The 23,612-nt window shown below is 55.2% G+C and carries 20 protein-coding genes and 1 other annotated feature; of the genes, 16 read left to right on the forward strand and 4 right to left on the reverse strand.

Annotated elements, in window-relative coordinates; translation table 11 throughout:
• The first annotated feature begins 12 nt into the window (after window positions 1–12).
• Window positions 13–2,427, forward strand: coding sequence for a DNA topoisomerase (ATP-hydrolyzing) subunit B (gene gyrB / locus ABLV75_RS22355; RefSeq protein WP_004107195.1), 2,415 nt, complete (start codon window positions 13–15; stop codon window positions 2,425–2,427).
• Between the two features lie 32 nt (window positions 2,428–2,459).
• Here the strand turns inward: gyrB and ABLV75_RS22360 are convergent, their stop codons facing one another.
• Window positions 2,460–3,395: a LysR family transcriptional regulator gene (locus ABLV75_RS22360; RefSeq protein WP_004107191.1), complete on the reverse strand. Its 936-nt coding sequence runs from the start codon at window positions 3,393–3,395 to the stop codon at window positions 2,460–2,462.
• Between the two features lie 107 nt (window positions 3,396–3,502).
• On the opposite strand from ABLV75_RS22360, the gene ABLV75_RS22365 reads away from it, so the two are divergent.
• The 8 genes from ABLV75_RS22365 (at window position 3,503) to ABLV75_RS22400 (ending at window position 11,798) form a co-directional block, all read left to right on the forward strand.
• Window positions 3,503–4,528 (forward strand): NAD(P)-dependent alcohol dehydrogenase, encoded by a 1,026-nt coding sequence (locus ABLV75_RS22365; protein ID WP_004107189.1) that lies wholly within the window; start codon window positions 3,503–3,505, stop codon window positions 4,526–4,528.
• A gap of 115 nt (window positions 4,529–4,643) precedes the next feature.
• A complete protein-coding gene (gene yidA / locus ABLV75_RS22370; protein WP_004107186.1) occupies window positions 4,644–5,456 on the forward strand; it encodes a sugar-phosphatase in 813 nt (270 codons plus the stop codon).
• Window positions 5,457–5,699: 243 nt separating this feature from the next.
• Window positions 5,700–6,389: a D-galactonate utilization transcriptional regulator DgoR gene (gene dgoR, locus ABLV75_RS22375; protein ID WP_004107184.1), complete on the forward strand. Its 690-nt coding sequence runs from the start codon at window positions 5,700–5,702 to the stop codon at window positions 6,387–6,389.
• Window positions 6,386–7,261, forward strand: coding sequence for a 2-dehydro-3-deoxygalactonokinase (locus ABLV75_RS22380; RefSeq protein ID WP_004107182.1), 876 nt, complete (start codon window positions 6,386–6,388; stop codon window positions 7,259–7,261). Before dgoR ends, ABLV75_RS22380 begins: the two co-directional genes overlap by 4 nt.
• A complete protein-coding gene (locus ABLV75_RS22385; RefSeq protein WP_004107180.1) occupies window positions 7,245–7,862 on the forward strand; it encodes a 2-dehydro-3-deoxy-6-phosphogalactonate aldolase in 618 nt (205 codons plus the stop codon). Before ABLV75_RS22380 ends, ABLV75_RS22385 begins: the two co-directional genes overlap by 17 nt.
• Window positions 7,859–9,007, forward strand: a complete 1,149-nt coding sequence (gene dgoD / locus ABLV75_RS22390) for a galactonate dehydratase (protein ID WP_004107175.1) — start codon at window positions 7,859–7,861, stop codon at window positions 9,005–9,007. Before ABLV75_RS22385 ends, dgoD begins: the two co-directional genes overlap by 4 nt.
• A 175-nt stretch (window positions 9,008–9,182) precedes the next feature.
• Window positions 9,183–10,520: an MFS transporter gene (locus tag ABLV75_RS22395; protein ID WP_142478793.1), complete on the forward strand. Its 1,338-nt coding sequence runs from the start codon at window positions 9,183–9,185 to the stop codon at window positions 10,518–10,520.
• A 51-nt stretch (window positions 10,521–10,571) separates the two neighbouring features.
• Window positions 10,572–11,798 carry a DUF3748 domain-containing protein gene (locus tag ABLV75_RS22400; RefSeq protein WP_004107173.1) on the forward strand — a complete coding sequence of 409 codons (1,227 nt, stop codon included), beginning with the start codon at window positions 10,572–10,574 and terminating at the stop codon, window positions 11,796–11,798.
• 1 nt (window position 11,799) lies between these two features.
• Here the strand turns inward: ABLV75_RS22400 and ABLV75_RS22405 are convergent, their stop codons facing one another.
• Window positions 11,800–12,129, reverse strand: coding sequence for a YceK/YidQ family lipoprotein (locus tag ABLV75_RS22405; RefSeq protein WP_004107171.1), 330 nt, complete (start codon window positions 12,127–12,129; stop codon window positions 11,800–11,802).
• Between the two features lie 303 nt (window positions 12,130–12,432).
• Window positions 12,433–12,507, forward strand: a sequence feature (ROSE (Repression Of Heat Shock gene Expression) occurs in the 5'-region of heat shock genes and acts as an RNA thermometer to modulate expression.).
• On the opposite strand from ABLV75_RS22405, the gene ibpA reads away from it, so the two are divergent.
• The 3 genes from ibpA (at window position 12,501) to ABLV75_RS22420 (ending at window position 15,317) form a co-directional block, all read left to right on the forward strand.
• Window positions 12,501–12,914 carry a small heat shock chaperone IbpA gene (ibpA, locus tag ABLV75_RS22410; protein WP_004107169.1) on the forward strand — a complete coding sequence of 138 codons (414 nt, stop codon included), beginning with the start codon at window positions 12,501–12,503 and terminating at the stop codon, window positions 12,912–12,914. It overlaps the preceding feature by 7 nt.
• 116 nt (window positions 12,915–13,030) lie before the next feature.
• Entirely contained in the window at window positions 13,031–13,459 is a 429-nt protein-coding gene (gene ibpB, locus ABLV75_RS22415) for a small heat shock chaperone IbpB (RefSeq protein WP_004107167.1), read from the forward strand.
• Window positions 13,460–13,655: 196 nt separating this feature from the next.
• The gene (locus ABLV75_RS22420) at window positions 13,656–15,317 is read left to right on the forward strand and encodes a putative transporter (protein WP_004107165.1); all 1,662 of its coding nucleotides are present in this window, start codon (window positions 13,656–13,658) and stop codon (window positions 15,315–15,317) included.
• Here ABLV75_RS22420 and ABLV75_RS22425 read toward each other — a convergent pair.
• Window positions 15,285–16,031, reverse strand: a complete 747-nt coding sequence (locus tag ABLV75_RS22425; RefSeq protein WP_004107162.1) for a GntR family transcriptional regulator — start codon at window positions 16,029–16,031, stop codon at window positions 15,285–15,287. The genes ABLV75_RS22420 and ABLV75_RS22425 overlap by 33 nt on opposite strands.
• Window positions 16,032–16,372: 341 nt before the next feature.
• Between ABLV75_RS22425 and ABLV75_RS22430 the strand changes: the two genes are divergently transcribed.
• Both ABLV75_RS22430 and ABLV75_RS22435 read left to right on the forward strand, forming a co-directional pair.
• A complete protein-coding gene (locus ABLV75_RS22430) occupies window positions 16,373–17,995 on the forward strand; it encodes an alpha-glucoside-specific PTS transporter subunit IIBC (RefSeq protein ID WP_004107161.1) in 1,623 nt (540 codons plus the stop codon).
• Complete coding sequence (locus tag ABLV75_RS22435) at window positions 17,992–19,314, forward strand: 6-phospho-alpha-glucosidase (RefSeq protein WP_004107159.1); 1,323 nt, start codon at window positions 17,992–17,994, stop codon at window positions 19,312–19,314. Before ABLV75_RS22430 ends, ABLV75_RS22435 begins: the two co-directional genes overlap by 4 nt.
• On the opposite strand, the gene ABLV75_RS22440 is transcribed toward ABLV75_RS22435, so the two are convergent.
• On the reverse strand, window positions 19,311–20,204 hold the full coding sequence (locus ABLV75_RS22440; protein WP_004107151.1) for a helix-turn-helix transcriptional regulator: 894 nt from the start codon (window positions 20,202–20,204) through the stop codon (window positions 19,311–19,313). The two genes, ABLV75_RS22435 and ABLV75_RS22440, sit on opposite strands and share 4 nt — an antisense overlap.
• Before the next feature lie 175 nt (window positions 20,205–20,379).
• Between ABLV75_RS22440 and ABLV75_RS22445 the strand changes: the two genes are divergently transcribed.
• Window positions 20,380–22,095, forward strand: a complete 1,716-nt coding sequence (locus ABLV75_RS22445; protein ID WP_004107149.1) for a solute:sodium symporter family transporter — start codon at window positions 20,380–20,382, stop codon at window positions 22,093–22,095.
• Window positions 22,092–23,585: a sulfatase-like hydrolase/transferase gene (locus ABLV75_RS22450; protein ID WP_004107147.1), complete on the forward strand. Its 1,494-nt coding sequence runs from the start codon at window positions 22,092–22,094 to the stop codon at window positions 23,583–23,585. The genes ABLV75_RS22445 and ABLV75_RS22450 overlap by 4 nt, the downstream gene beginning before the upstream one ends.
• The last annotated feature ends 27 nt before the right edge of the window (window positions 23,586–23,612 follow it).

Consider the following 23,612-nt stretch of genomic DNA (forward strand, 5'->3'; position numbering starts at 1 on the left):
CGAGAAACGTTGATGTCGAATTCTTATGACTCCTCCAGTATCAAAGTCCTGAAAGGGCTGGATGCGGTGCGTAAGCGCCCGGGTATGTATATCGGCGACACGGATGACGGCACCGGTCTGCACCACATGGTATTCGAGGTTGTGGATAACGCTATCGACGAAGCGCTCGCAGGTTACTGTAAAGACATCGTTGTTACGATCCACAGCGATAACTCCGTCTCCGTACAGGATGACGGCCGCGGTATTCCAACCGGTATTCACCCGGAAGAGGGCGTGTCGGCGGCGGAAGTGATCATGACCGTTCTGCACGCAGGCGGTAAATTCGATGATAACTCCTATAAAGTTTCCGGCGGTCTGCACGGCGTAGGCGTTTCCGTTGTTAACGCCCTGTCGCAGAAGCTGGAGCTGGTTATTCAGCGCGATAACAAAATTCACCGTCAGGTTTATGCCCACGGCGTGCCGCAGGCTCCGCTGGCGGTTACCGGCGAAACCGAAAAAACCGGTACCATGGTGCGCTTCTGGCCGAGCTACGAAACCTTTACCAACGTTGTCGAATTCGAATACGAGATTCTGGCAAAACGCCTGCGCGAGCTGTCGTTCCTGAACTCCGGGGTGTCGATTCGCCTGCGCGACAAGCGTGACGGCAAAGAAGATCATTTCCACTACGAAGGCGGTATCAAAGCCTTTGTGGAATATCTGAACAAAAACAAAACGCCGATCCACCCGAATATTTTCTATTTCTCCACTGAAAAAGACGGTATCGGCGTTGAAGTTGCGCTGCAGTGGAACGACGGGTTCCAGGAAAATATCTACTGCTTTACCAACAATATCCCGCAGCGCGACGGCGGTACTCACCTGGCGGGCTTCCGTGCGGCGATGACGCGTACCCTGAACGCCTATATGGATAAAGAAGGCTACAGCAAAAAAGCGAAAGTCAGCGCTACCGGCGACGACGCCCGTGAAGGCCTGATTGCCGTGGTTTCCGTGAAGGTGCCGGATCCGAAATTCTCCTCGCAGACCAAAGACAAGCTGGTCTCCTCTGAGGTGAAATCGGCGGTCGAACAGCAGATGAACGAACTGCTGAACGAGTACCTGCTGGAAAACCCGTCTGACGCCAAAATCGTTGTGGGCAAAATCATCGATGCCGCCCGTGCGCGTGAAGCCGCGCGCCGCGCGCGTGAAATGACCCGCCGTAAAGGCGCGCTGGACCTGGCTGGCCTGCCGGGCAAACTGGCGGATTGCCAGGAACGCGACCCGGCACACTCTGAACTGTACTTAGTGGAAGGGGACTCTGCGGGCGGCTCTGCTAAGCAGGGGCGTAACCGTAAGAACCAGGCGATTCTGCCGCTGAAGGGGAAAATCCTCAACGTTGAGAAAGCGCGCTTTGACAAAATGCTCGCTTCGCAGGAAGTGGCGACGCTGATTACCGCGCTGGGCTGCGGCATTGGTCGCGACGAGTACAACCCGGACAAACTGCGCTACCACAGCATCATCATCATGACCGATGCGGACGTCGACGGCTCGCACATTCGTACGCTGCTGTTGACCTTCTTCTACCGTCAGATGCCGGAAATCGTTGAGCGCGGCCACGTCTATATTGCCCAGCCGCCGCTGTACAAAGTGAAGAAAGGCAAGCAAGAACAGTATATTAAAGACGATGAGGCGATGGATCAGTACCAAATCTCCATCGCGCTGGATGGCGCAACGCTGCACACCAACGCCAACGCGCCGGCCCTGGCCGGAGAGCCGCTGGAGAGACTGGTTGCCGAGTATAACGCCACGCAGAAAATGATTACGCGTATGGAACGTCGTTATCCTAAAGCGCTGCTCAAAGAGCTTATCTATCAGCCGACGCTCGCAGAGGCCGACCTGGCGAATGAGCAGACCGTGACGCGCTGGATCAACGCCCTGGTGAGCGAGCTGAATGAGAAAGAGCAGCACGGTAGCCAGTGGAAATTTGATGTCCGCGAGAACGCCGAGCTGCAGCAGTTTGAGCCGATCGTTCGCGTGCGTACCCACGGCGTGGATACCGATTATCCGCTGGATCATGAGTTTGTCACCGGGCCGGAATACCACCGTATCTGCGCGCTGGGCGAAACGCTGCGCGGTCTGATTGAAGAGGATGCCTTTATTGAGCGCGGCGAACGCCGTCAGCCGGTTGCCAGCTTTGAACAGGCGCTGGACTGGCTGGTGAAAGAGTCGCGCCGCGGCCTCTCTATCCAGCGCTATAAAGGTCTTGGCGAGATGAACCCGGACCAGCTGTGGGAAACCACTATGGACCCGGATAGCCGCCGCATGCTGCGCGTGACCGTGAAGGATGCGATTGCCGCTGACCAGCTGTTCACCACCCTGATGGGTGACGCCGTTGAACCGCGTCGCGCCTTTATCGAAGAGAACGCCCTCAAAGCGGCGAACATCGATATTTAATCGTCGTCTACAGCCCTACTCAGGCCGCGCATTTAGCGCGGCTTTTTTGTGGGCGCAGGCATATCCAGCGACATCACGGACGGTAAACGGCTGGCGAGCATATCGACGGCAATTCTCACCCTCAGCGGTAGATGTGGCGTCTGTTGCCAGACCGCATGAACGTCGAAGCGCACATCCGGCGCCAGCTTTAAAAGCGGGACGAGTTTTCCCTGATGAATTTCTTTGCTGGCCATCCAGCAGGGCAGCCATGCAATGCCGTGGCCGGCCAGCGCAGCGTCGCAGATTGCCTGCAAATCATCCATATTGAGCGATGAACGGGGAGTAAAGGTGTGCGAGACTCCTTCTTTATCCATCAGCAGCCAGGATAGCACTCTGCCTGCTTGCAGATAGTTAATGGCCGCATGGTGGGGTAAATCATCAACGCTTTGTGGCAGACCCTTCTTCAGCAGGTAATCCGGCGCGGCGCACAGCACCATGCGGTGTTCTCCCAGCTTTCTGGCGACCAGAACGCTGCTGTCCTGAAGGGGGCCGTTACGCACCGCCATATCAAACCCTTCCTCGACGAGATCCACCACGCGATCGCTGAATGACATCTCCAGCTCGAGACCTGGGTGTTCCTGCGCAAGCTCGATCAGCAGGGGGGCCACGCACTGGCGACCAAACAGCACCGGCATGGCCACGCGCAGGCGGCCACTAACCTGCTGTTTCCCTGTTTCCAGCAGCGACTCTGCTCCACGAATTTCCTCCAGCGCGCGCTGACAACGTTCATAAAAAAGGGCGCCGTTGTCGGTCAGGCTTTGGCTGCGGGTCGTACGTTGAAACAGACGTACCCCCAACCGCTCTTCAAGCCGAGCGATACTCTTTCCTACCGCCGAGCGCGACAAATGCAAACGAATTGCGGCCTGAGCAAAACTTCCCGCCTCAACGGCGGCCACAAAAACCGGAATATCCTTCAGCGTATCGGTCATGGATTGTATCTTTTCAGTCACCAATAGAGGGAAAACTTATCGCCACTGGTTACCCATGGTCAACGGTAAACTGTCACTTCAAGCTTATTTGATGGCAGGAGTGAAAAATGACGCAGACAATGCAACGCTGGTCTATGGACGCCCTCGGGCGTGAGAACCTCAATCTTATTCAGGCGCCTGTTCCGCAGCCGGGCCCGGGTGAAGTCCGCGTGCGGGTGAATGCCGTTGCGCTCAACTATCGCGATAAGATGGTCATTGAAGGCACCATGCCTATTGCGCTTTCCTTCCCTTTTACGCCGGCGTCTGATATGGCGGGCGTGGTGGAGAGCACGGGCGAGGGCGTCACGCGTTTCAAACCCGGCGCTCGGGTGATCTCCACCTTTTTCCCGGAGTGGATCGACGGTAGACCAGCGTCAGATGCCCGCACTTTGCCTTATAAAACCACCGGCGGGTACTTCCAGGGCATGCTGGCTGAGTACGTGGTTGTGAATGAAAACTGGCTGGTGGCTGCACCGGAAACCCTTGATGATGCAGAAGCCAGCACGCTCCCTTGTGCAGGGCTTACCGCATGGTTCGCGCTGGTGGAACGCGGTCATTTACACGCCGGGCAATCGGTGCTGGTACAGGGGACGGGCGGTGTGGCGATATTCGCTTTGCAAATTGCAAAAGCACAGGGGGCAAAGGTTTTTGTCACATCAGGAAGTGATGAAAAACTGGCGCGGGCTAAACAACTTGGCGCCGATCATGGGATAAACCGGCTCAAAAGTGATTGGACGGAAGGAATTTACGAACTGACCGCCGATCGCGGCATCGATCATATTATTGAAACCGTTGGCGGGGAGAATCTGCGACATTCCCTGCGCGCCGTTGCGGTTCATGGTCGCATATCGGTCATTGGCGTGCTGGCCGGGAGTGAAATCTCGCTACCGGCTGGCGAACTGTTGCTGAAATCCCCGGTGATTCAGGGTATTGGTGTGGGGCACCGTCGTGCGCTGGAAGATTTCGTCCGCGCCGTTGACGTGACCGGGTTAAAACCGGTGATTGAACACCGTTACCGTTTTAACCAGCTTGAACAGGCGCTTGAACATCTCGATCGCGGGGCGTTTGGTAAAATCGTTCTGACCCGCGAGTAAGATCCCGGTCCCCGGGTTCTGCCTAAAAGAGGGTGTTCCGCTGCGTAATGTAGCTCTGTTTTTGTAGGCTTAATCGCGTTAGCATGAGTAAGGACTCATCTTACCCGGGGATTTCATGGCTATTAAACTAATCGCAATCGATATGGACGGCACGCTGCTGCTGCCTGACCATACCATCTCTCCTGCGGTGAAAACCGCGATTGCCGCAGCCCGCGAACGCGGCGTCAACGTGGTGTTAACCACCGGACGACCTTACGCAGGCGTGCACAGCTACCTGAAAGAACTGCATATGGAGCAGCCGGGAGATTACTGCATCACCTACAACGGCGCTTTAGTACAGAAGGCAAGCGACGGCAGTACCGTTGCGCAAACCGCGCTGGGCTACGACGACTATCGCTATCTGGAACAGCTGGCCCGTGATGTCGGCTCCCACTTCCACGCGCTGGATCGTAACACCCTGTATACCGCTAACCGCGATGTAAGCTATTACACGGTGCATGAATCCTACGTGGCGACAATCCCGCTGGTCTTCTGCGAAGCCGAAAATATGGATCCCAACATCCAGCTGTTGAAAGTGATGATGATCGATGAACCGGCCATTCTGGACCAGGCTATCGCCCGCATCCCGGCTGAAGTGAAAGAGAAATACACCGTGCTGAAAAGCGCGCCCTACTTCCTGGAAATCCTTGATAAACGCGTCACTAAAGGCACCGGCGTGAAATCGCTGGCCGATACGCTGGGTATCAAGCCGGAAGAGGTGATGGCGATTGGCGATCAGGAAAATGACATTGCAATGATCGAATATGCAGGCGTCGGCGTGGCGATGGACAACGCGATCCCTGCCGTCAAAGAAGCGGCAAACTTTATCACCAAATCCAATCTGGAAGACGGTGTGGCATATGCTATTGAAAAATATGTCTTAAACTAAAAATCGTTTTCTGAAAAACCCGCGTTTAGCGCGGGTTTTTTTATACCCTGAGTTTACCCCGCCAGAAAATCTTCATGCCTGATTGTCGTTTTTGTGATCTAAATTGTAGTACAACATGTTTGTATTGTACTACATTGTGCCCATGGCGATGACGAGTGGTATCACGTTAGTACTACAAAGTTGCGGTCAAATCCGCCTGTCGCGGTAAAGTAGAGAGGTACATCCAGAGCACAAGGACTCTCCATGACTCTCAATAAAACCGATCGCATCGTCATCACGCTGGGCAAGCAGATTGTCAGCGGTAAATACGTTCCCGGCTCTGCGCTGCCCGCGGAAGCCGAGCTGTGTGAGGAGTTTGCTACCTCGCGCAATATCATTCGCGAAGTGTTCCGGTCATTGATGGCCAGGCGACTGATTGAAATGAAGCGCTATCGCGGCGCATTCGTTGCCTCGCGCAACCAGTGGAATTATCTCGACACCGACGTTTTACAGTGGGTGCTGGAGAGCGATTACGACCCGCGGCTGATTAGCGCGATGAGCGAGGTACGTAATCTGGTTGAACCGGCGATAGCCCGCTGGGCGGCAGAGCGCGCAACATCGAGCGACCTGGCGCAAATAGAAGAAGCGCTCAACGACATGATCGCCAACAACCAGGACAGGGAAGCGTTTAACGAAGCGGATATTCGCTACCACGAGGCGGTGCTGCAGTCGGTACATAACCCGGTACTGCAACAGCTCAACGTGGCGATCAGCTCGCTACAGCGGGCGGTATTTGAAAGGACCTGGATGGGCGATGAGGCCAACATGCCGAAAACGCTCCAGGAACATAAGGCGCTGTTTGACGCCATCCGGCATCAGGACAGCGAAGCGGCGGAGCAGGCGGCGCTCACCATGATCGCCAGCTCGACACGAAGGTTAAAGGAAATCACATGACATCTCGCTACATCGCAATTGACTGGGGATCGACAAACCTGCGCGCCTGGCTTTATCAGGGCGAGCAGTGTCTGGAGAGCAGGCAATCGGAAGCAGGCGTTACGCGCCTGAACGGACACTCCCCCGCAGCGGTGTTTAGCGAAATAACCGCGGGCTGGCGCGACAGCGCTACCCCGGTAGTGATGGCGGGAATGGTCGGCAGTAATGTCGGCTGGAAGGCGGCGCCCTACCTGCCAGTTCCCGTCCATTTTTCCGCCATTGGCGAACAATTAACCGCTGTTAGCGACCAGGTCTGGATTATTCCCGGACTCAGCGTCTCTCGCGACGATAACCATAATGTGATGCGCGGCGAAGAGACTCAGCTCCTCGGCGCGCGGGCAATAGCTCCTTCCTCCGTCTACGTTATGCCCGGCACCCACTGCAAATGGGTGCAGGCTGACCGCCAACAAATTAGCGACTTTCGCACGGTGATGACCGGCGAACTCCACCACCTGCTGCTGCGCCACTCGCTGGTCGGCGCCGGGTTACCGGAGCAGGTCTCAGCTCCTGACGCGTTTAACGCCGGGCTTGAGCGCGGCCTGCATTCGCCAGACATCCTGCCGCAGCTTTTTGAGGTACGCGCTGCGCACGTGCTGGGCTCACTGCCGCGCGAACAGGTGAGCGAATTTCTCTCCGGCCTGCTGATTGGCGCGGAAGTCGCCACCATGAGCGCACATTTCCACGATCGCCAGGTCACCCTCGTTGCCGGAGAGGCGCTGGCAGACCGCTATCAGCAGGCGCTTGGCGCTATCGGCCGTCAGACGACCGTGGTGTCAGGCGACACCGCATTTCAGACCGGAATAAGGAGCATCGCCCATGCAGTGGCAAACTAAACTACCGCTTATCGCTATTCTGCGCGGCATTACGCCGGAAGAGGCGCTGGAACATGTCGGCGCCGTCATTGATGCTGGCTTCGACGCCGTTGAAATCCCGCTCAATTCTCCGCAGTGGGAAAAAAGCATTTCCGCCGTTGTTGAGGCTTATGGCGACAGAGCGCTGATAGGCGCGGGCACCGTACTTAAGCCTGAACGTGTGGACAGGCTTGCCGAAATGGGCTGCAGGCTTATCGTTACGCCCAATATTCAGCCAGAGGTGATTCGCCGCGCGGTGAGCTTCGGCATGACCGTTTGTCCCGGATGCGCGACGGCGACGGAAGCTTTTACCGCGCTGGATGCTGGCGCACAGGCTTTAAAAGTATTCCCTTCCTCGGCTTTTGGCCCTGACTACATCAAAGCGCTAAAAGCCGTTTTGCCGCCGGAGGTGCCCGTTTTCGCCGTGGGCGGCGTGACGCCGGAGAACCTGGCGCAGTGGCTAAAAGCCGGTTGTACCGGTGCCGGGCTGGGCAGCGATCTCTATCGCGCCGGGCAATCCGTAGAGCGTACCGCACGGCAGGCGGCAGCATTTGTTAAAGCGTATCGAGAGGCAGTGCAATGAAAATAACCAAACTCACCACGTATCGTTTACCCCCGCGCTGGATGTTTTTAAAAATTGAAACCGACGAAGGCGTGATTGGCTGGGGCGAGCCCGTGATTGAAGGGCGCGCGCGCACCGTGGAGGCTGCGGTGCATGAGCTCGGCGATTATCTGATAGGCCAGGATCCGGCGCAGATTAACGACCTGTGGCAGGTGATGTACCGCGCGGGCTTTTATCGCGGCGGCCCGATTTTAATGAGCGCCATCGCCGGTATCGATCAGGCCCTGTGGGATATTAAAGGCAAAGTGCTGAATGCCCCGGTCTGGCAGCTGATGGGGGGCCTGGTACGTGACAAAATCAAAGCCTACAGCTGGGTTGGCGGCGATCGGCCGGCAGAAGTGATTGACGGTATCAAAAAGTTGCGCGGAATTGGTTTTGATACCTTTAAATTAAATGGCTGCGAGGAGCTGGGGCTGATCGATAATTCTCGTGCGGTGGACGCTGCGGTGAATACCGTGGCGCAAATTCGCGAAGCGTTCGGCAATGAAATTGAATTTGGCCTCGATTTCCACGGTCGCGTGAGCGCGCCGATGGCGAAGGTACTTATCAAAGAGCTGGAGCAATATCGCCCGCTATTTATTGAAGAGCCGGTTCTTGCCGAGCAGGCAGAATACTATCCGCGGCTGGCGGCGCAAACCTCGATTCCTATTGCGGCGGGCGAACGCATGTTCTCGCGCTTCGAGTTTAAACGCGTGCTGGAAGCCGGTGGGCTGGCTATTCTGCAACCCGACCTGTCGCACGCCGGCGGTATTACCGAGTGCTATAAAATCGCTGGAATGGCTGAGGCCTATGACGTGGCGTTGGCGCCGCACTGCCCGCTGGGACCCATTGCGCTTGCCGCCTGTTTGCATGTCGATTTTGTCTCCTATAACGCCGTCTTCCAGGAACAAAGTATGGGCATTCACTATAACAAGGGCGCGGAATTACTCGACTTTGTAAAAAATAAAGAAGACTTCAATATGGAAGGCGGCTTCTTTAAACCATTAATGAAGCCAGGGCTTGGCGTAGAGATCGATGAAGCGCGGGTAATTGAATTAAGTCAAAATGCGCCGGACTGGCGTAATCCGTTGTGGCGGCATGAGGATGGTAGCGTCGCGGAATGGTAAATGCTCTTCATATTTCACGCCACAGGTGCGTTGGCTGCGATTGCGCACCCCGGTCACTTACTAATGTAAGCTCCCGGGGATTTGCAATCTTGCCGCCTTCCTGCAACGTGAACTATTTAGAGCATTCGTAAGCAAAAATATAAATTTTAAACACACCCTCTGTAAATTACCGGGCATGGTGAGCGGCTTCGCTATGCCCAAAATCTGGAGACAGATTGCGATGGATATTTCAGTTACAGCTGCAAAACCCGGGCGTCGTCGTTATTTGACGCTGATTATGATCTTTATTACCGTGGTGATTTGTTATGTTGATCGCGCCAACCTTGCCGTGGCATCGGCGCATATTCAGGAAGAGTTTGGTATTACCAAAGCGGAAATGGGATATGTATTTTCCGCCTTCGCGTGGCTGTATACGCTTTGCCAGATCCCCGGCGGTTGGTTCCTTGACCGCGTGGGATCGCGACTAACCTACTTTATCGCTATTTTTGGCTGGTCAGTGGCGACGCTACTGCAGGGATTTGCCACGGGACTGATGTCGTTGATTGGTCTGCGCGCGATTACCGGGATCTTTGAAGCCCCGGCTTTTCCCACTAATAATCGCATGGTGACCAGCTGGTTTCCGGAGCACGAGCGCGCATCAGCCGTCGGTTTTTACACTTCAGGGCAGTTTGTCGGGCTGGCATTCCTGACCCCGCTATTAATCTGGATTCAGGAAATGCTGAGCTGGCACTGGGTATTTATCGTTACCGGCGCTATCGGGATAATATGGTCTTTAATTTGGTTTAAGGTTTATCAGTCGCCGCGTCTGACAAAAAGTATCAGCAAAGCCGAACTGGATTATATTCGCGACGGCGGTGGCCTGGTGGACGGCGATGCGCCCGTTAAAAAAGAGGCGCGGCAGCCGCTGACCAAAGCCGACTGGAAGCTGGTATTCCATCGCAAACTAATCGGCGTTTACCTCGGGCAGTTTGCCGTAACCTCCACGCTGTGGTTCTTCCTGACCTGGTTCCCTAACTATCTGACCCAGGAAAAGGGGATTACGGCGCTGAAAGCGGGCTTTATGACAACGGTGCCGTTCCTTGCCGCCTTTGTTGGCGTGCTGCTCTCCGGCTGGCTGGCGGACAGGCTGGTCCGAAAAGGCTTCTCGTTAGGCGCCGCGCGTAAAACGCCAATTATCTGCGGACTGCTGATCTCGACCTGCATCATGGGGGCGAACTACACCAACGATCCGGTGTGGATTATGATCCTGATGGCGCTGGCCTTCTTCGGCAACGGCTTCGCTTCCATTACCTGGTCGCTGGTATCGTCGCTTGCGCCGATGCGGCTTATCGGGCTGACCGGCGGTATGTTTAATTTCGTCGGCGGGCTGGGCGGTATCACCGTTCCGCTGGTGGTGGGTTATCTGGCCCAGGACTATGGTTTTGCGCCTGCGCTGGTTTATATTTCCGTTATTGCGCTGATTGGCGCGCTCTCTTATATCCTGCTGGTGGGGGATGTCAAACGCGTAGGCTAATTCTTTCCGATACGATACCCTGATGCGAAAGTCTCGCATCAGGGTATGTTTATGAAACAAGTCACCTTTGCTCCCCGTCATCATCAGTTGACCAACACTCGCACCTGGACGGCAGACAGCCGCTGGCTGGTCTTTGACGTTCGCCCTTCTGGCGCTTCCTTTACCGGCGAAACCATCGAGCGGGTGAACGTCGATACGGGAGACGTTGAGATCCTCTACCGTGCCGGGCAAGGCGCATACGTTGGCGTGGTGACCGTTCATCCATCGGTAGATAAATATGTCTTCATCCACGGCCCGGAAAACCCTGACGAGGGCTGGCATTACGATTTCCACCATCGTCGCGGCGTGGTGACGTACCAGGGAGAAACCCACAACCTGGATGCGATGGATATTACCGCTCCCTATACTCCCGGCGCGCTGCGCGGCGGCAGTCATGTGCATGTTTTCAGTCCGAACGGTGAATTTGTCAGCTTTACCTATAACGACCACGTGCTGCATGAACGCGATCCGGCGCTGGATTTGCGCAACGTTGGCGTGGCGGTTCCCTATGGCCCGGTAGTACCGCGTGGCGATCATCCACGTGAATACGGCGGCAGCCACTGGAGCGTGCTGGTCAGCCGTACAACGCCAACCCCGGCGCCGGGCAGCGACGAGATTAATCGCGCCTATGAAGAGGGATGGGTAGGCAACGGGGCGCTGGCGTTTATTGGCGATACGCTGGCGATAAATGGCGACAAAGTGCCGGAGCTGTTTATTGTCGAACTGCCGGAGAGCGAACGGGGCTGGAAGCAAGTGGGCGATGCGCCGCTGGCAGGAACGCAAACCACGATGCCGGCGCCTCCTGCCGGCGTTGTTCAGCGTCGCTTAACGTTTACCCACCAACGCCGTTATCCAGGGCTGGTGACTACGCCCCGCCATTGGGTACGCGCCAATCCGTCGGCAACGGACATCGCTTTTCTGATGCGTGATGAGGCTGGCGTGGTGCAAATGTGGCTCATTTCGGCGTGGGGGGACGGGCTGCGGCAGTTGACCCACAACCGCTCCGATATCCAGTCGGCGTTTAACTGGCATCCCTCAGGAAAATGGCTGGGCTTTGTGCTGGAAAACCGCATCGCGATCTGTGACGCGCAGAACGGGGAAATCGACTTTTTGACCGATGAGCATGCCCATCTGCCATCGGCCGATGCGATCGTCTTTTCGCCAGACGGCAAACAGCTTGCCTGGATGGAGGAGGTGGACGGTTACCGCCAGCTCTGGGTAACCGAAACGGCGCGCTAAATCAGGGGGTTGGCATCCGCGCTGGCGGGATCACGGAATTGGTCGCCAGCGTCTCTTCCTCGCTCTTTTCCACGCGCGATTTCACCGAACTGTCGGTACGGAACATATCCCACGGCAGCAGCAGCGTGTCCATGACCGCCGTGAGCGGCATATCCAACGCCACCAGCGATTTCGTGCCCCAGTTTGCGTTGCTATCCCCGAGCATCTGCGCGCTGGCGCGCGTTCCAGGATAGGTTCCTTCCTTGCCGCCAGTATGTGACATCACGCTGGAGCAACCGCCCAAACTTATTATCCCGCCGAACAGGACCAGCTTTAAAAGACCGTTTTTCATCATTCTTCCGTCATCGTTACGGGCGTTGATAGAACCTTCGAAGTACAACCTCATTCAGAATGCGGCCAGCTGGGAAGCAGTCTGAAGAATGGCGTACCTATCGGTTATATCGGGCCATTCCATGGATGCATAGTGCCATTGCGCCGCACTGTGGCAGGCGTCGCACTTTGCCTTTTGTGCTGTCACTCCAGTCTAAGCAATAGACTGCAAACTGCAAAAAAATTTGCCTTTTTCCCCTTGAAAAGACCATGGATATACCCATTTTAGGAATGTGTCTCCCTGAGAATACGCCGAATGGGTATTCCGGGTAATAACGGCCTGTCCATGATGGAAGGTCAGATAATTCTCGCTGATTTCAGGAGCTATGTATTATGCGTAATTTCGATCTCTCCCCGCTGTATCGTTCTGCTATTGGTTTCGACCGCCTTTTCAATCTGTTAGAAAATAATCAAAGCCAGAGCAATGGCGGCTACCCTCCGTACAACGTTGAGTTAGTAGACGAGAACAACTACCGCATCGCGATTGCCGTTGCCGGTTTTGCCGAGAGCGAACTGGAAATTACCGCCCAGGATAATCTGCTTATTGTAAAAGGCGCCCATGCCGGCGAGCAGAAAGAGCGTACCTACCTGTATCAGGGCATCGCTGAGCGCAACTTTGAGCGTAAATTCCAGCTCGCAGAAAATATTCATATTCGCGGTGCTAACCTGGTAAACGGTCTGCTGTATATCGACCTTGAGCGCGTTATTCCTGAAGCGAATAAACCGCGCCGTATCGAAATCAACTAATTTGATGGGCCGCGAAGGCGGCCCGGTATTGCTGAAAACAGTGCCTGCCGTCAGGGGGCAAAGGCGAATCCGCAGGATTTGCAAACATCCACTCGCTTCTTAGAAGGAGAAAGACTATGCGTAACTACGATTTATCCCCGCTTCTGCGTCAATGGATCGGTTTTGACAAACTGGCCAACGCGCTGCAAACCGCCGGTGAAAGCCAGAGCTTCCCGCCTTATAACATTGAAAAAAGTGACGATAACCACTATCGCATTACCCTTGCGCTGGCCGGTTTCCGTCAGGAAGATTTGGATATCCAGCTTGAAGGCACGCGCCTGACGGTAAAAGGCGCGCCGCAGCAGCCGGAAAAAGAGACCAAATGGCTGCACCAGGGGCTGGTTAACCAGGCATTTAGCCTGAGCTTCACGCTCGCCGAAAATATGGAAGTCTCCGGGGCAACCTTTACCAACGGCCTGCTGCATATCGATTTGACCCGCAACGAGCCGGAACAGATCGCCCCGCAGCGCATCGCCATCAGCGAGCGCCCTGCGTTACAGAGCTAATTAAGCGAATCACTTATCAGGCCCCGATTTTCGGGGCTTTTTTGTGCGTGATACACATTACTTTGTCCTTTCTTGTTGCGTTCAACAAAGTGGTCGTTGGCTGATCCCGTGATTATTGTGCGCCAGGCGGCATACAGCCTGGTGACTACCGGTCATAATCCTCATTGTGCGTAATGTTATACACAGGGAAGAGACGATGAGTGATATAGCATTGACCGTTAGCGTATTGGCGCTGGTGGCGGTAGTCGGATTGTGGATCGGCAATGTAAAAGTGCGCGGTGTCGGCTTCGGTATCGGAGGCGTGCTGTTTGGCGGTATTATCGTCGGCCACTTTGTAGACCAGGCGGGCATTACGCTCAGTAGCCCCATGCTGCACTTTATTCAGGAATTCGGCCTGATCCTCTTCGTGTACACCATCGGGATCCAGGTGGGGCCGGGCTTCTTCGCTTCGCTGCGCGTCTCTGGCCTGCGGCTTAACCTGTTCGCCATTCTGATTGTGATTCTCGGCGGTCTGGTTACCGCGGTCCTGCATAAACTGTTTGATATCCCTCTCCCCGTGGTGCTCGGGATCTTTTCCGGTGCGGTAACCAACACGCCTGCGCTGGGGGCCGGGCAGCAGATCCTGCGCGACCTTGGCGTGCCGCTTGATACCGTCGATCAGATGGGTATGAGCTACGCCATGGCCTATCCATTCGGTATTTGCGGCATTTTGCTGACCATGTGGCTGGTCCGGCTGTTCTTCCGCATCAACGTTGAGAAAGAGGCTCAGCAATTTGATGAAAACAGCGGCAATGGCCATGCGCATCTCCAGACCATCAACGTGCGGGTTGAAAACCCCAACCTGAACAATATGGCGATTCAGGATGTGCCGATGCTTAACAGCGACAAGCTGATCTGCTCGCGTCTCAAGCGCGAGGAGATGCTGATGGTGCCCGCGCCGAATACCCTGATTCAGCTTGGGGACCTGCTGCACCTGGTCGGGCGACCGGAGGATTTGCACAACGCTCAGCTGGTGATTGGCAAGGAAGTTTCCACTTCGCTCTCCACTCGCGGTACCGATCTGAAAGTCGAGCGCGTGGTGGTGACCAACGAAAAAGTATTGGGTAAACGCATTCGCGATCTGCACTTTAAGCAGCGCTATGATGTGGTGATCTCGCGGCTCAATCGCGCCGGGGTTGAACTGGTCGCCAGCAGCCATGCCAGCCTGCAGTTCGGCGATATTCTTAACCTCGTCGGCCGCCCGGAGGCGATTGATGCGGTAGCCGCCGAGCTGGGCAACGCCCAGCAAAAACTGCAGCAGGTGCAGATGCTGCCGGTATTTATCGGCATCGGCCTGGGCGTGCTGCTGGGCTCCATTCCGCTGTTTATTCCGGGATTCCCGGCGGCGCTGAAGCTGGGTCTGGCAGGCGGGCCGCTGATTATGGCCCTGATCCTCGGACGTATCGGCAGCATCGGTAAGCTGTACTGGTTTATGCCGCCCAGCGCCAACCTTGCGCTGCGCGAACTGGGCATTGTGCTGTTCCTCGCGGTGGTTGGCCTGAAATCCGGCGGCGATTTTGTCGCAACGCTGATTGAAGGCGACGGGATGAGCTGGATTGTCTACGGCATCTTTATCACCGCGATACCGCTGCTGACGGTGGGTATTCTGGCGCGCATCCTGGCGAAGATGAACTACCTGACCCTGTGCGGGATGCTGGCCGGCTCAATGACCGACCCTCCGGCGCTGGCGTTTGCCAATAACCTGCATGCCACCAGCGGCGCGGCGGCGCTCTCCTACGCGACCGTTTATCCGCTGGTTATGTTCTTACGTATTATTACCCCGCAGCTACTGGCGGTGCTGTTCTGGGGGATAGGCTAACGGGTGCTCCGTCTGGACGCGCCGCAGATGGTAGTCCACCTGATATTCGCTGGCGTTACGGAACATCACCGAGTAGTTAAGAAATTCGCCGCTGTCGCTGTAGGAAAGGGAGGTTATACGCAGCAGCGGCGTCTGTTCCGGCACGTTCATCGACTGCGCCAGCTGCCTGTCCGCCAGCACCGGCGACAGCGTTTCATAGTTACCGCTAATGGTTATTCCGCACTCCTTCTCAATGTAATCGAACTTCGATCCCTCCAGGTGCACCAGCGACAGATTGCGAAACAACTTTACCGGCATATAGCTATCCTCCAGCATTAGCGGCTTGCCATCGACATAGCGTACCCGGCGCGAGAAGTAGATCCGTTCATCAATTTGTATCCGCAGCAGGCTGGCGATAGCCGGGGGCGCGGGCATCACCTCAAAAACCAATACCCGGCTGACCACCTCTTTGCCCTGCTTGCGCAGCACTTCGGCCAGTCCGGTTAGATTGCTGGTTTCATGATGCAGGTCTTTGCGGGCGACATAGGTGCCGGAGCCGTGCCGACGCACCACCAGTCCCCAACTGACCAGCAGATCGATGGCTTTGCGGATGGTCATGCGCGCAACGCCGAACTCTTCCGCCAGCTTTTTTTCCCCGGGAAGTGGGCTGCCGACCTCGAAATCGGAAGAATTAAGCCGTAAACGTAATCTGTCGGCGATAGATTTGTAGATCACCAGTAGACCTCTATTAATGTTGTCACCATTTATGTCAGGTAAAAAATTATCTATAAAAAACAAGTTAATAATCAGGAAGAGAAAATATTAATCAGGCTGATGTAAACGCCATAATTCATCATGTCTAATTTTTTATAAGAAAGTAGACAACATTGATGTAATTAAAACCATGAAAGCGATCACGAATCGCAACGGCGCCGCATGTTGCCGCTCGGGCAAATTTCTATTCTCGTCCCAGGCCAGTACCAATAGTTACCCTGAATTATTCACCATTGTTCGTGGAGCATGCCGGGTATCAATAAGGCCACTCACCCTATAAGTTGTTACATGAGGATTTTCAAATGCTCAGTCAAATACAACGCTTTGGCGGCGCCATGTTTACCCCGGTTTTACTCTTTCCTTTCGCCGGGATCGTGGTGGGTATCGCCATTATGTTGCGTAACCCGATGTTCGTCGGCGAAGCGCTCACAGCCCCCGATAGTTTGTTTGCTCAGATCGTTTACATCATTGAAGAGGGCGGCTGGACCGTCTTTCGTAATATGCCGCTGATTTTTGCCGTCGGTTTGCCGATCGGCCTGGCGAAACAAGCTCAGGGCCGGGCTTGTCTGGCGGTACTGGTCAGCTTCATGACCTGGAACTATTTCATCAACGCCATGGGGATGACCTGGGGCCACTTCTTCGGCGTCGACTTCTCCGTTGAACCAACGGCAGGCAGCGGCCTGACGATGATGGCCGGGATAAAAACGCTCGATACCAGCATTATTGGCGCGATCGTTATCTCCGGGCTGGTGACCGCCCTGCATAACCGCTACTTCGATAAACCGCTGCCGGTGTTTCTGGGGATTTTCCAGGGCTCCTCGTTTGTGGTGATTGTCGCCTTCCTGGCGATGATTCCCTGCGCCTGGCTGACGCTGTTGGGATGGCCAAAAGTGCAGATGGGTATCGAATCCCTGCAGGCCTTTTTACGCTCGGCCGGGGCGCTGGGCGTCTGGGTCTATATCTTCCTTGAACGTATCCTGATCCCGACCGGTTTACACCACTTCGTCTACGGACCGTTTATTTTCGGCCCGGCGGTAGTGGAAAGCGGTATTCAGGTTTACTGGGCGCAGCATTTACATGAATTCAGCCAGAGTACCGAGGCGCTGAAAACCCTGTTCCCGGAAGGCGGATTCGCGCTGCACGGTAACTCGAAGGTCTTTGGTTCCGTGGGGATCGCGCTGGCGCTCTACTACACCGCAGCACCGGAAAACCGCGTGAAAGTCGCCGGTCTGCTGATTCCTGCCACCTTGACCGCCGTACTGGTGGGAATAACCGAGCCGTTAGAGTTCACCTTCCTGTTTATCTCGCCGCTGCTGTTTGCCGTCCATGCGGTGCTGGCGGCCACTATGGCGACGGTGATGTATATCTGCGGCGTGGTAGGCAACTTTGGCGGCGGCCTGCTCGACCAGTTCCTGCCGCAAAACTGGATCCCGATGTTCCACAACCACGCGTCGATGATGTTTATCCAGATAGGCGTTGGCGCATGCTTCACCGCGATCTACTTCGTTATCTTCCGCACTCTGATTCTGCGCCTGAACCTGAAAACGCCGGGCCGTGAAGAGAGTGAAATTAAGCTCTACAGCAAAGCGGATTACCAGGCCGCGCGCGGCAAAACCAGCGTTGCGGGGGCTACAGATACCAAACTGGGCCAGGCCGCCGGCTTCCTGCAGGCGCTGGGCGGAGCGGGCAACATCGAGAGCATCAATAACTGCGCCACCCGGCTGCGCATTGCGCTGGTCGATATGGCGAAGACCCAAAGCGACGACGTCTTTAAAGCGCTGGGCGCCCACGGCGTAGTCCGCCGCGGCAACGCAATTCAGGTCATCGTCGGCCTGCACGTTCCTCAGGTCCGCGACCAGCTGGAAACCCTGATAAAAGATTCTCTACAGACCGAACAAACCACCATGACGGAGGCAGTATCATGAAAAAATTCTCAGTTGTTATCGCAGGCGGCGGCAGTACCTTCACCCCGGGCATCGTGCTGATGCTGTTAGCGAACCAGGATCGCTTCCCGCTGCGGTCGTTGAAATTTTACGACAACGACGGCGCGCGTCAGGAGACCATCGCCGAGGCGTGCAAAGTCATTCTCAAAGAGCAGGCGCCGGATATCGCGTTCAGCTACACCACTGACCCGCAGGCGGCCTTTACCGACGTTGATTTCGTGATGGCGCATATCCGCGTGGGCAAATATCCGATGCGTGAAAAAGATGAAAAAATTCCGCTGCGTCACGGTGTGCTGGGGCAGGAAACCTGCGGTCCTGGCGGTATCGCCTACGGTATGCGCTCCATCGGCGGCGTTCTGGAACTGGTGGACTATATGGAAAAATATTCGCCAAACGCCTGGATGCTGAACTACTCCAACCCGGCGGCAATTGTGGCGGAAGCGACCCGTCGCCTGCGTCCGAACGCTAAAATTCTCAACATCTGCGATATGCCGATCGGTATCGAAGGGCGCATGGCGCAAATCGTGGGTCTTAAGGACCGCAAACAGATGCGCGTGCGCTACTACGGTCTGAATCACTTCGGCTGGTGGACCTCGATTGAAGATTTACAGGGCAACGATCTGATGCCGAAACTACGCGAACATGTGGCGAAATTCGGCTATGTGCCGCCGTCAAACGACCCGCATACCGAGGCCAGCTGGAACGATACCTTCGCCAAGGCGAAGGACGTGCAGGCGCTGGATCCGGATACGATGCCCAATACTTACCTCAAGTATTATTTGTTCCCGGACTACGTCGTGGCGCACTCTAACCCGGAACGTACCCGCGCCAACGAGGTGATGGATCATCGCGAGAAAAACGTCTTTAGCGCCTGCCGGGCCATTATTGAGGCCGGTAACTCATCCGCGGGGGATCTGGAAATTGACGAACATGCTTCCTATATCGTCGATCTGGCGGCGGCAATTGCTTTTAATACCCAGGAACGCATGCTGCTGATTGTGCCGAACAACGGCGCGATTCATAACTTCGATGCCGATGCGATGGTGGAAATTCCGTGCCTGGTTGGCCACAACGGACCGGAGCCGCTGACGGTTGGCGATATTCCGCACTTCCAGAAAGGGATGATGAGCCAGCAGGTCGCGGTGGAAAAACTGGTGGTGGATGCCTGGGAACAGCGTTCTTACCATAAGCTATGGCAGGCGATTGCGCTGTCGAAAACCGTGCCGAGCGCATCGGTCGCCAAAGCGATTCTTGATGACCTGATCGCGGCCAATAAAGAGTACTGGCCGGAACTGCATTAATCCTGCTGACCGGCATCCATAGGGTGCCGGTCATTCATTTTTAGTACCGCTGAGGGCGCATAGCCGAAGCGGCGTTTAAACGCCTTGCTAAAATGAAAGGAGTCGAAGAAGTTCAGCATCTCCGCCACCTTACCCACCGTATTCCCCTCCTGCTTTAATAGCGACTGCGCCAGCTCAAGCTGGGCGTTAAGGTAATACTCCTTTGGCGTTTTGCCGGTATGACGCAAAAAGAGGCGCCGCAGCCAGGGTTCGCTGCACTGCATAGCATCAGCCATATCGGCTACGCTCCAGCGCTTTTGCGGATTAGCGTGTAGAGCGGCAATCAGTTTTTCCAGCTTTTGCAGTTGACGATCTTTTTTGCCATTTTCGGCGATCAGGCAAATCCATTGATAAATGATTTTCGTGAGGTAGGCGACGGCCAGATTATTCTTTAGCGGATCGCGGTCAGCAATCAATAAGGCCACTTCATTGAGTTCCTTATTAAAAATATCGGCGTGATAAATAGTACCGATTTGTAATACCGGAATAGGCATCAGCGTAGTAGGAATAAATTCCATCCAGTATTGTTCCCAGACCAATCCGGCGCAGTGATAGGATTTGATCTCGATGGGTTTTAAGAATATGACGCAGTTACCGTTTAAGGTTATTTCAGTGTGGTCTCTGAGATATATTTTACCACATCCCTGGAGCGTATATATCGCCACCCACGAGTTGGCGATAAGCGGTTTCTTTTTATCGCGCGGCCAGCTGACCCGGTAGCTTTCATCGGCCAGGGTATGCCATAGCGAGAGCAGTGAAATCCCGCTTGAGATCACATTTTCTTCCAGAACTAACGGAATGTTATACGTAGTTTCGTTTTTTACATGCGAAATCTGTATTTTTCCATTCATTTTAATTTCCCATCGGCCAATGATGCCTGCAACCTGATGAGGTGAATTTAGCAAGAAATAGCCTTGCAGGGATACATTGCATCTCGTTTTATATAAATCATCGCCTTACCTGGATAAAACGCTATTCCTCTGTACCGGATAGCGCCGGGATATAATGACAAATAAGGGCTTTAAGATGAATGCCATACAAATTTTGAGCTTTGTCGGGTTTACATTGCTGGTGGCTATCATTACCTGGTTTAAGGTAAGAAAAGCGGATACCGGCTCGCAGCAGGGCTATTTCCTTGCCGGCCGTTCGCTGAAAGCGCCGGTCATCGCCGCCTCGCTGATGTTAACCAACTTATCGACCGAACAGCTGGTGGGATTATCGGGCCAGGCTTACAAAAGCGGCATGTCGGTTATGGGCTGGGAGGTGACATCGGCGGTGACGCTGATTTTCCTGGCGCTGATCTTTCTTCCCCGCTATCTGCAGCGCGGTATCGCCACCATCCCGGACTTTCTGGAAGAGCGGTACGATAAAACGACCCGCATTATTATCGACTTCTGCTTTCTTATCGCCACCGGTATCTGCTTTTTACCCATCGTGCTTTACTCCGGCGCGCTGGCATTGAATAGCCTTTTTCATATTGGTGAATCGCTGGGCCTGACCCAGGGCGCCGCCATCTGGTTACTGGTGATTTTGCTCGGTCTGGCCGGGATTTTATACGCGGTAATCGGCGGCATGCGCGCGATGGCAATCGCTGATTCCATTAACGGAATCGGCCTGGTGATTGGCGGCCTGATGGTACCGATTTTTGGCCTGATGGCGATGGGGAAGGGGAGTTTTTTACAGGGTATCGAGCAGCTGACGACGGTACACGCGGAGAAGCTGAACTCTATTGGCGGCAGCAGCGACCCCCTACCGATTGGCGCGGCGTTTACCGGCCTGATTCTGGTGAACACCTTCTACTGGTGTACTAATCAGGGGATAGTGCAGCGTACCCTGGCGTCAAAAAGCCTGGCGGAGGGGCAGAAAGGGGCGCTGCTGACGGCGGTTCTCAAGATGCTCGATCCGTTGATTCTGGTGCTTCCCGGTTTAATTGCCTTTCATCTCTACCAGGATCTGCCGAGCGCGGATATGGCCTATCCGACGTTGGTCAACAAGGTCATGCCGCTTCCGCTGGTCGGTTTTTTTGGCGCCGTTCTGTTTGGCGCCGTTATCAGTACCTTTAACGGCTTTTTAAACAGCGCCAGTACCCTGTTCAGCATGGGAATTTACCGGCGCATCATCAATGAAAACGCCCAGCCGGAGCAGCTGGTGCGCATTGGGCGGAAATTTGGCCTTTTTATTGCGGTGATCTCGGTGATTGTCGCGCCGTGGATCGCTAATGCGCCGCAGGGGCTGTATAGCTGGATGAAGCAGCTCAACGGTATTTATAACGTGCCGCTGGTAACCATCATCATTATGGGCTTCTTCTTTCCGCGTATCCCGGCGATCGCCGCCAAAGTAGCGATGGGGCTGGGGATTGTTAGCTACATCACGATTAATTACCTGGTGAAATTTGATTTCCATTTCCTCTACGTGCTCGCCTGCACGTTCTGCATCAACGTGGTGGTGATGCTGGTTATCGGCTTCATTAAGCCGCGGGCGACGCCGTTTACATTCCATGATGCGTTTGCCGTTGATATGCAGCCGTACCGGCACGTGAAAATTGCCTCGGTGGGCATTCTGTTCGCGATGATCGGCGTTTACGCGGGCCTCGCCGAGTTTGGCGGCTACGGCACTCGCTGGCTGGCGGCGGTGAGCTACGCCATTACCGCAGCGGTCATTATCTATCTGATTTACAGCAGCTGGCGGGAACGCCGCTCCGCTCCAGCTTCCTATGCTATCGATGTGAAGGAAAAATCATGAGTCGCCCCAATTTCCTGTTTATTATGACCGATACCCAGGCTACCAATATGGTGGGTTGTTACAGCGGTAAGCCGCTGAATACCCAAAATATTGATTGTCTGGCCGCCGAAGGTATCCGCTTCAATTCCGCCTATACCTGCTCGCCGGTATGCACCCCGGCACGTGCCGGACTGTTTACCGGAATCTATGCCAACCAGTCCGGCCCGTGGACCAATAACGTCGCGCCGGGAAAAAATATCTCCACCATGGGGCGCTACTTTAAGGATGCGGGTTACCGCACCTGCTATATCGGCAAGTGGCATCTGGATGGTCACGACTACTTTGGTACCGGCGAGTGCCCGCCCGAGTGGGACGCTGACTACTGGTTTGACGGCGCGAATTACCTCGCAGAGCTGACTGAGGAAGAGATCGGCCTGTGGCGTAACGGCCTGAACAGCGTAGAAGATTTACTGCAGCATGGGATAGATGAAACCTTCACCTGGGCGCACCGCATCAGCAACCGGGCGGTCGACTTCCTGCGCCAGCCCGCCCGCGCTGACGAGCCGTTCCTGATGGTGGTTTCCTACGATGAGCCGCACCATCCGTTTACCTGCCCGGTAGAGTATCTGCGCAAGTACCAGGACTTTTATTATGATCTTGGGCCAAAGGCTCATGACTCGCTCGCCGATAAACCGGAACACCATCGCCTGTGGTCGCAGGCGATGCCCTCCCCGGTAGGTGAAGATGGGCGCTATCATCATCCGCTCTACTTTGCCTGCAACGACTTTGTCGACGATCAGATTGGTCGGGTGATTAACGCCTTAACGCCACAGCAGCGGGACAATACCTGGGTTATTTATACTTCCGATCACGGCGAGATGATGGGCGCCCATAGGCTCATTAGCAAAGGCGCGGCGATGTATGACGATATCACTCGTATTCCGCTGATCATGCGCCCGCCGCAGGGCGTACCCATGCAGATCGACGCGCCGGTCAGCCATATCGACCTGCTACCGACGATGATGGCGCTGGCGGGTATCCCTAAGCCCGATATTCTGCCGGGGGATAATATTCTTAACGCCGATACGTCGCGCGGGGTGATGGTGGAATTCAATCGCTATGAGATTGAACATGACAGCTTTGGCGGGTTTATCCCGGTGCGCTGCTGGGTGACGGATGAGTATAAACTGGTGCTTAACCTGTTTACCAGCGATGAACTGTACGACAGGAAAAACGACCCGGATGAGCTGTATAATCTTATTAATCGCCCCGATTTCGCCGACGTTCGCTGTCAAATGCACGATGCGCTGCTTAACTATATGGATAAAATCCGCGACCCGTTCCGTACTTATCAATGGAGCTTGCGTCCGTGGCGGCCGGATGCCCTGCCGCGCTGGATGGGCGCTTTCCGCCCGCGCCCGCAGGACGGCTACTCGCCGGTCGTGCGCGACTATGACACTGGACTGCCGACGCGGGGCGTGAAGGTGGAGGAGAAAAAACAGAAGTTTTGACGAGTTCAACGCGCGGGAAAAGAGCGC

Source organism: Klebsiella sp. CN_Kp066 (genome assembly GCF_040065135.1).
GTDB classification, from domain to species: Bacteria; Pseudomonadota; Gammaproteobacteria; order Enterobacterales; family Enterobacteriaceae; genus Klebsiella; species Klebsiella oxytoca.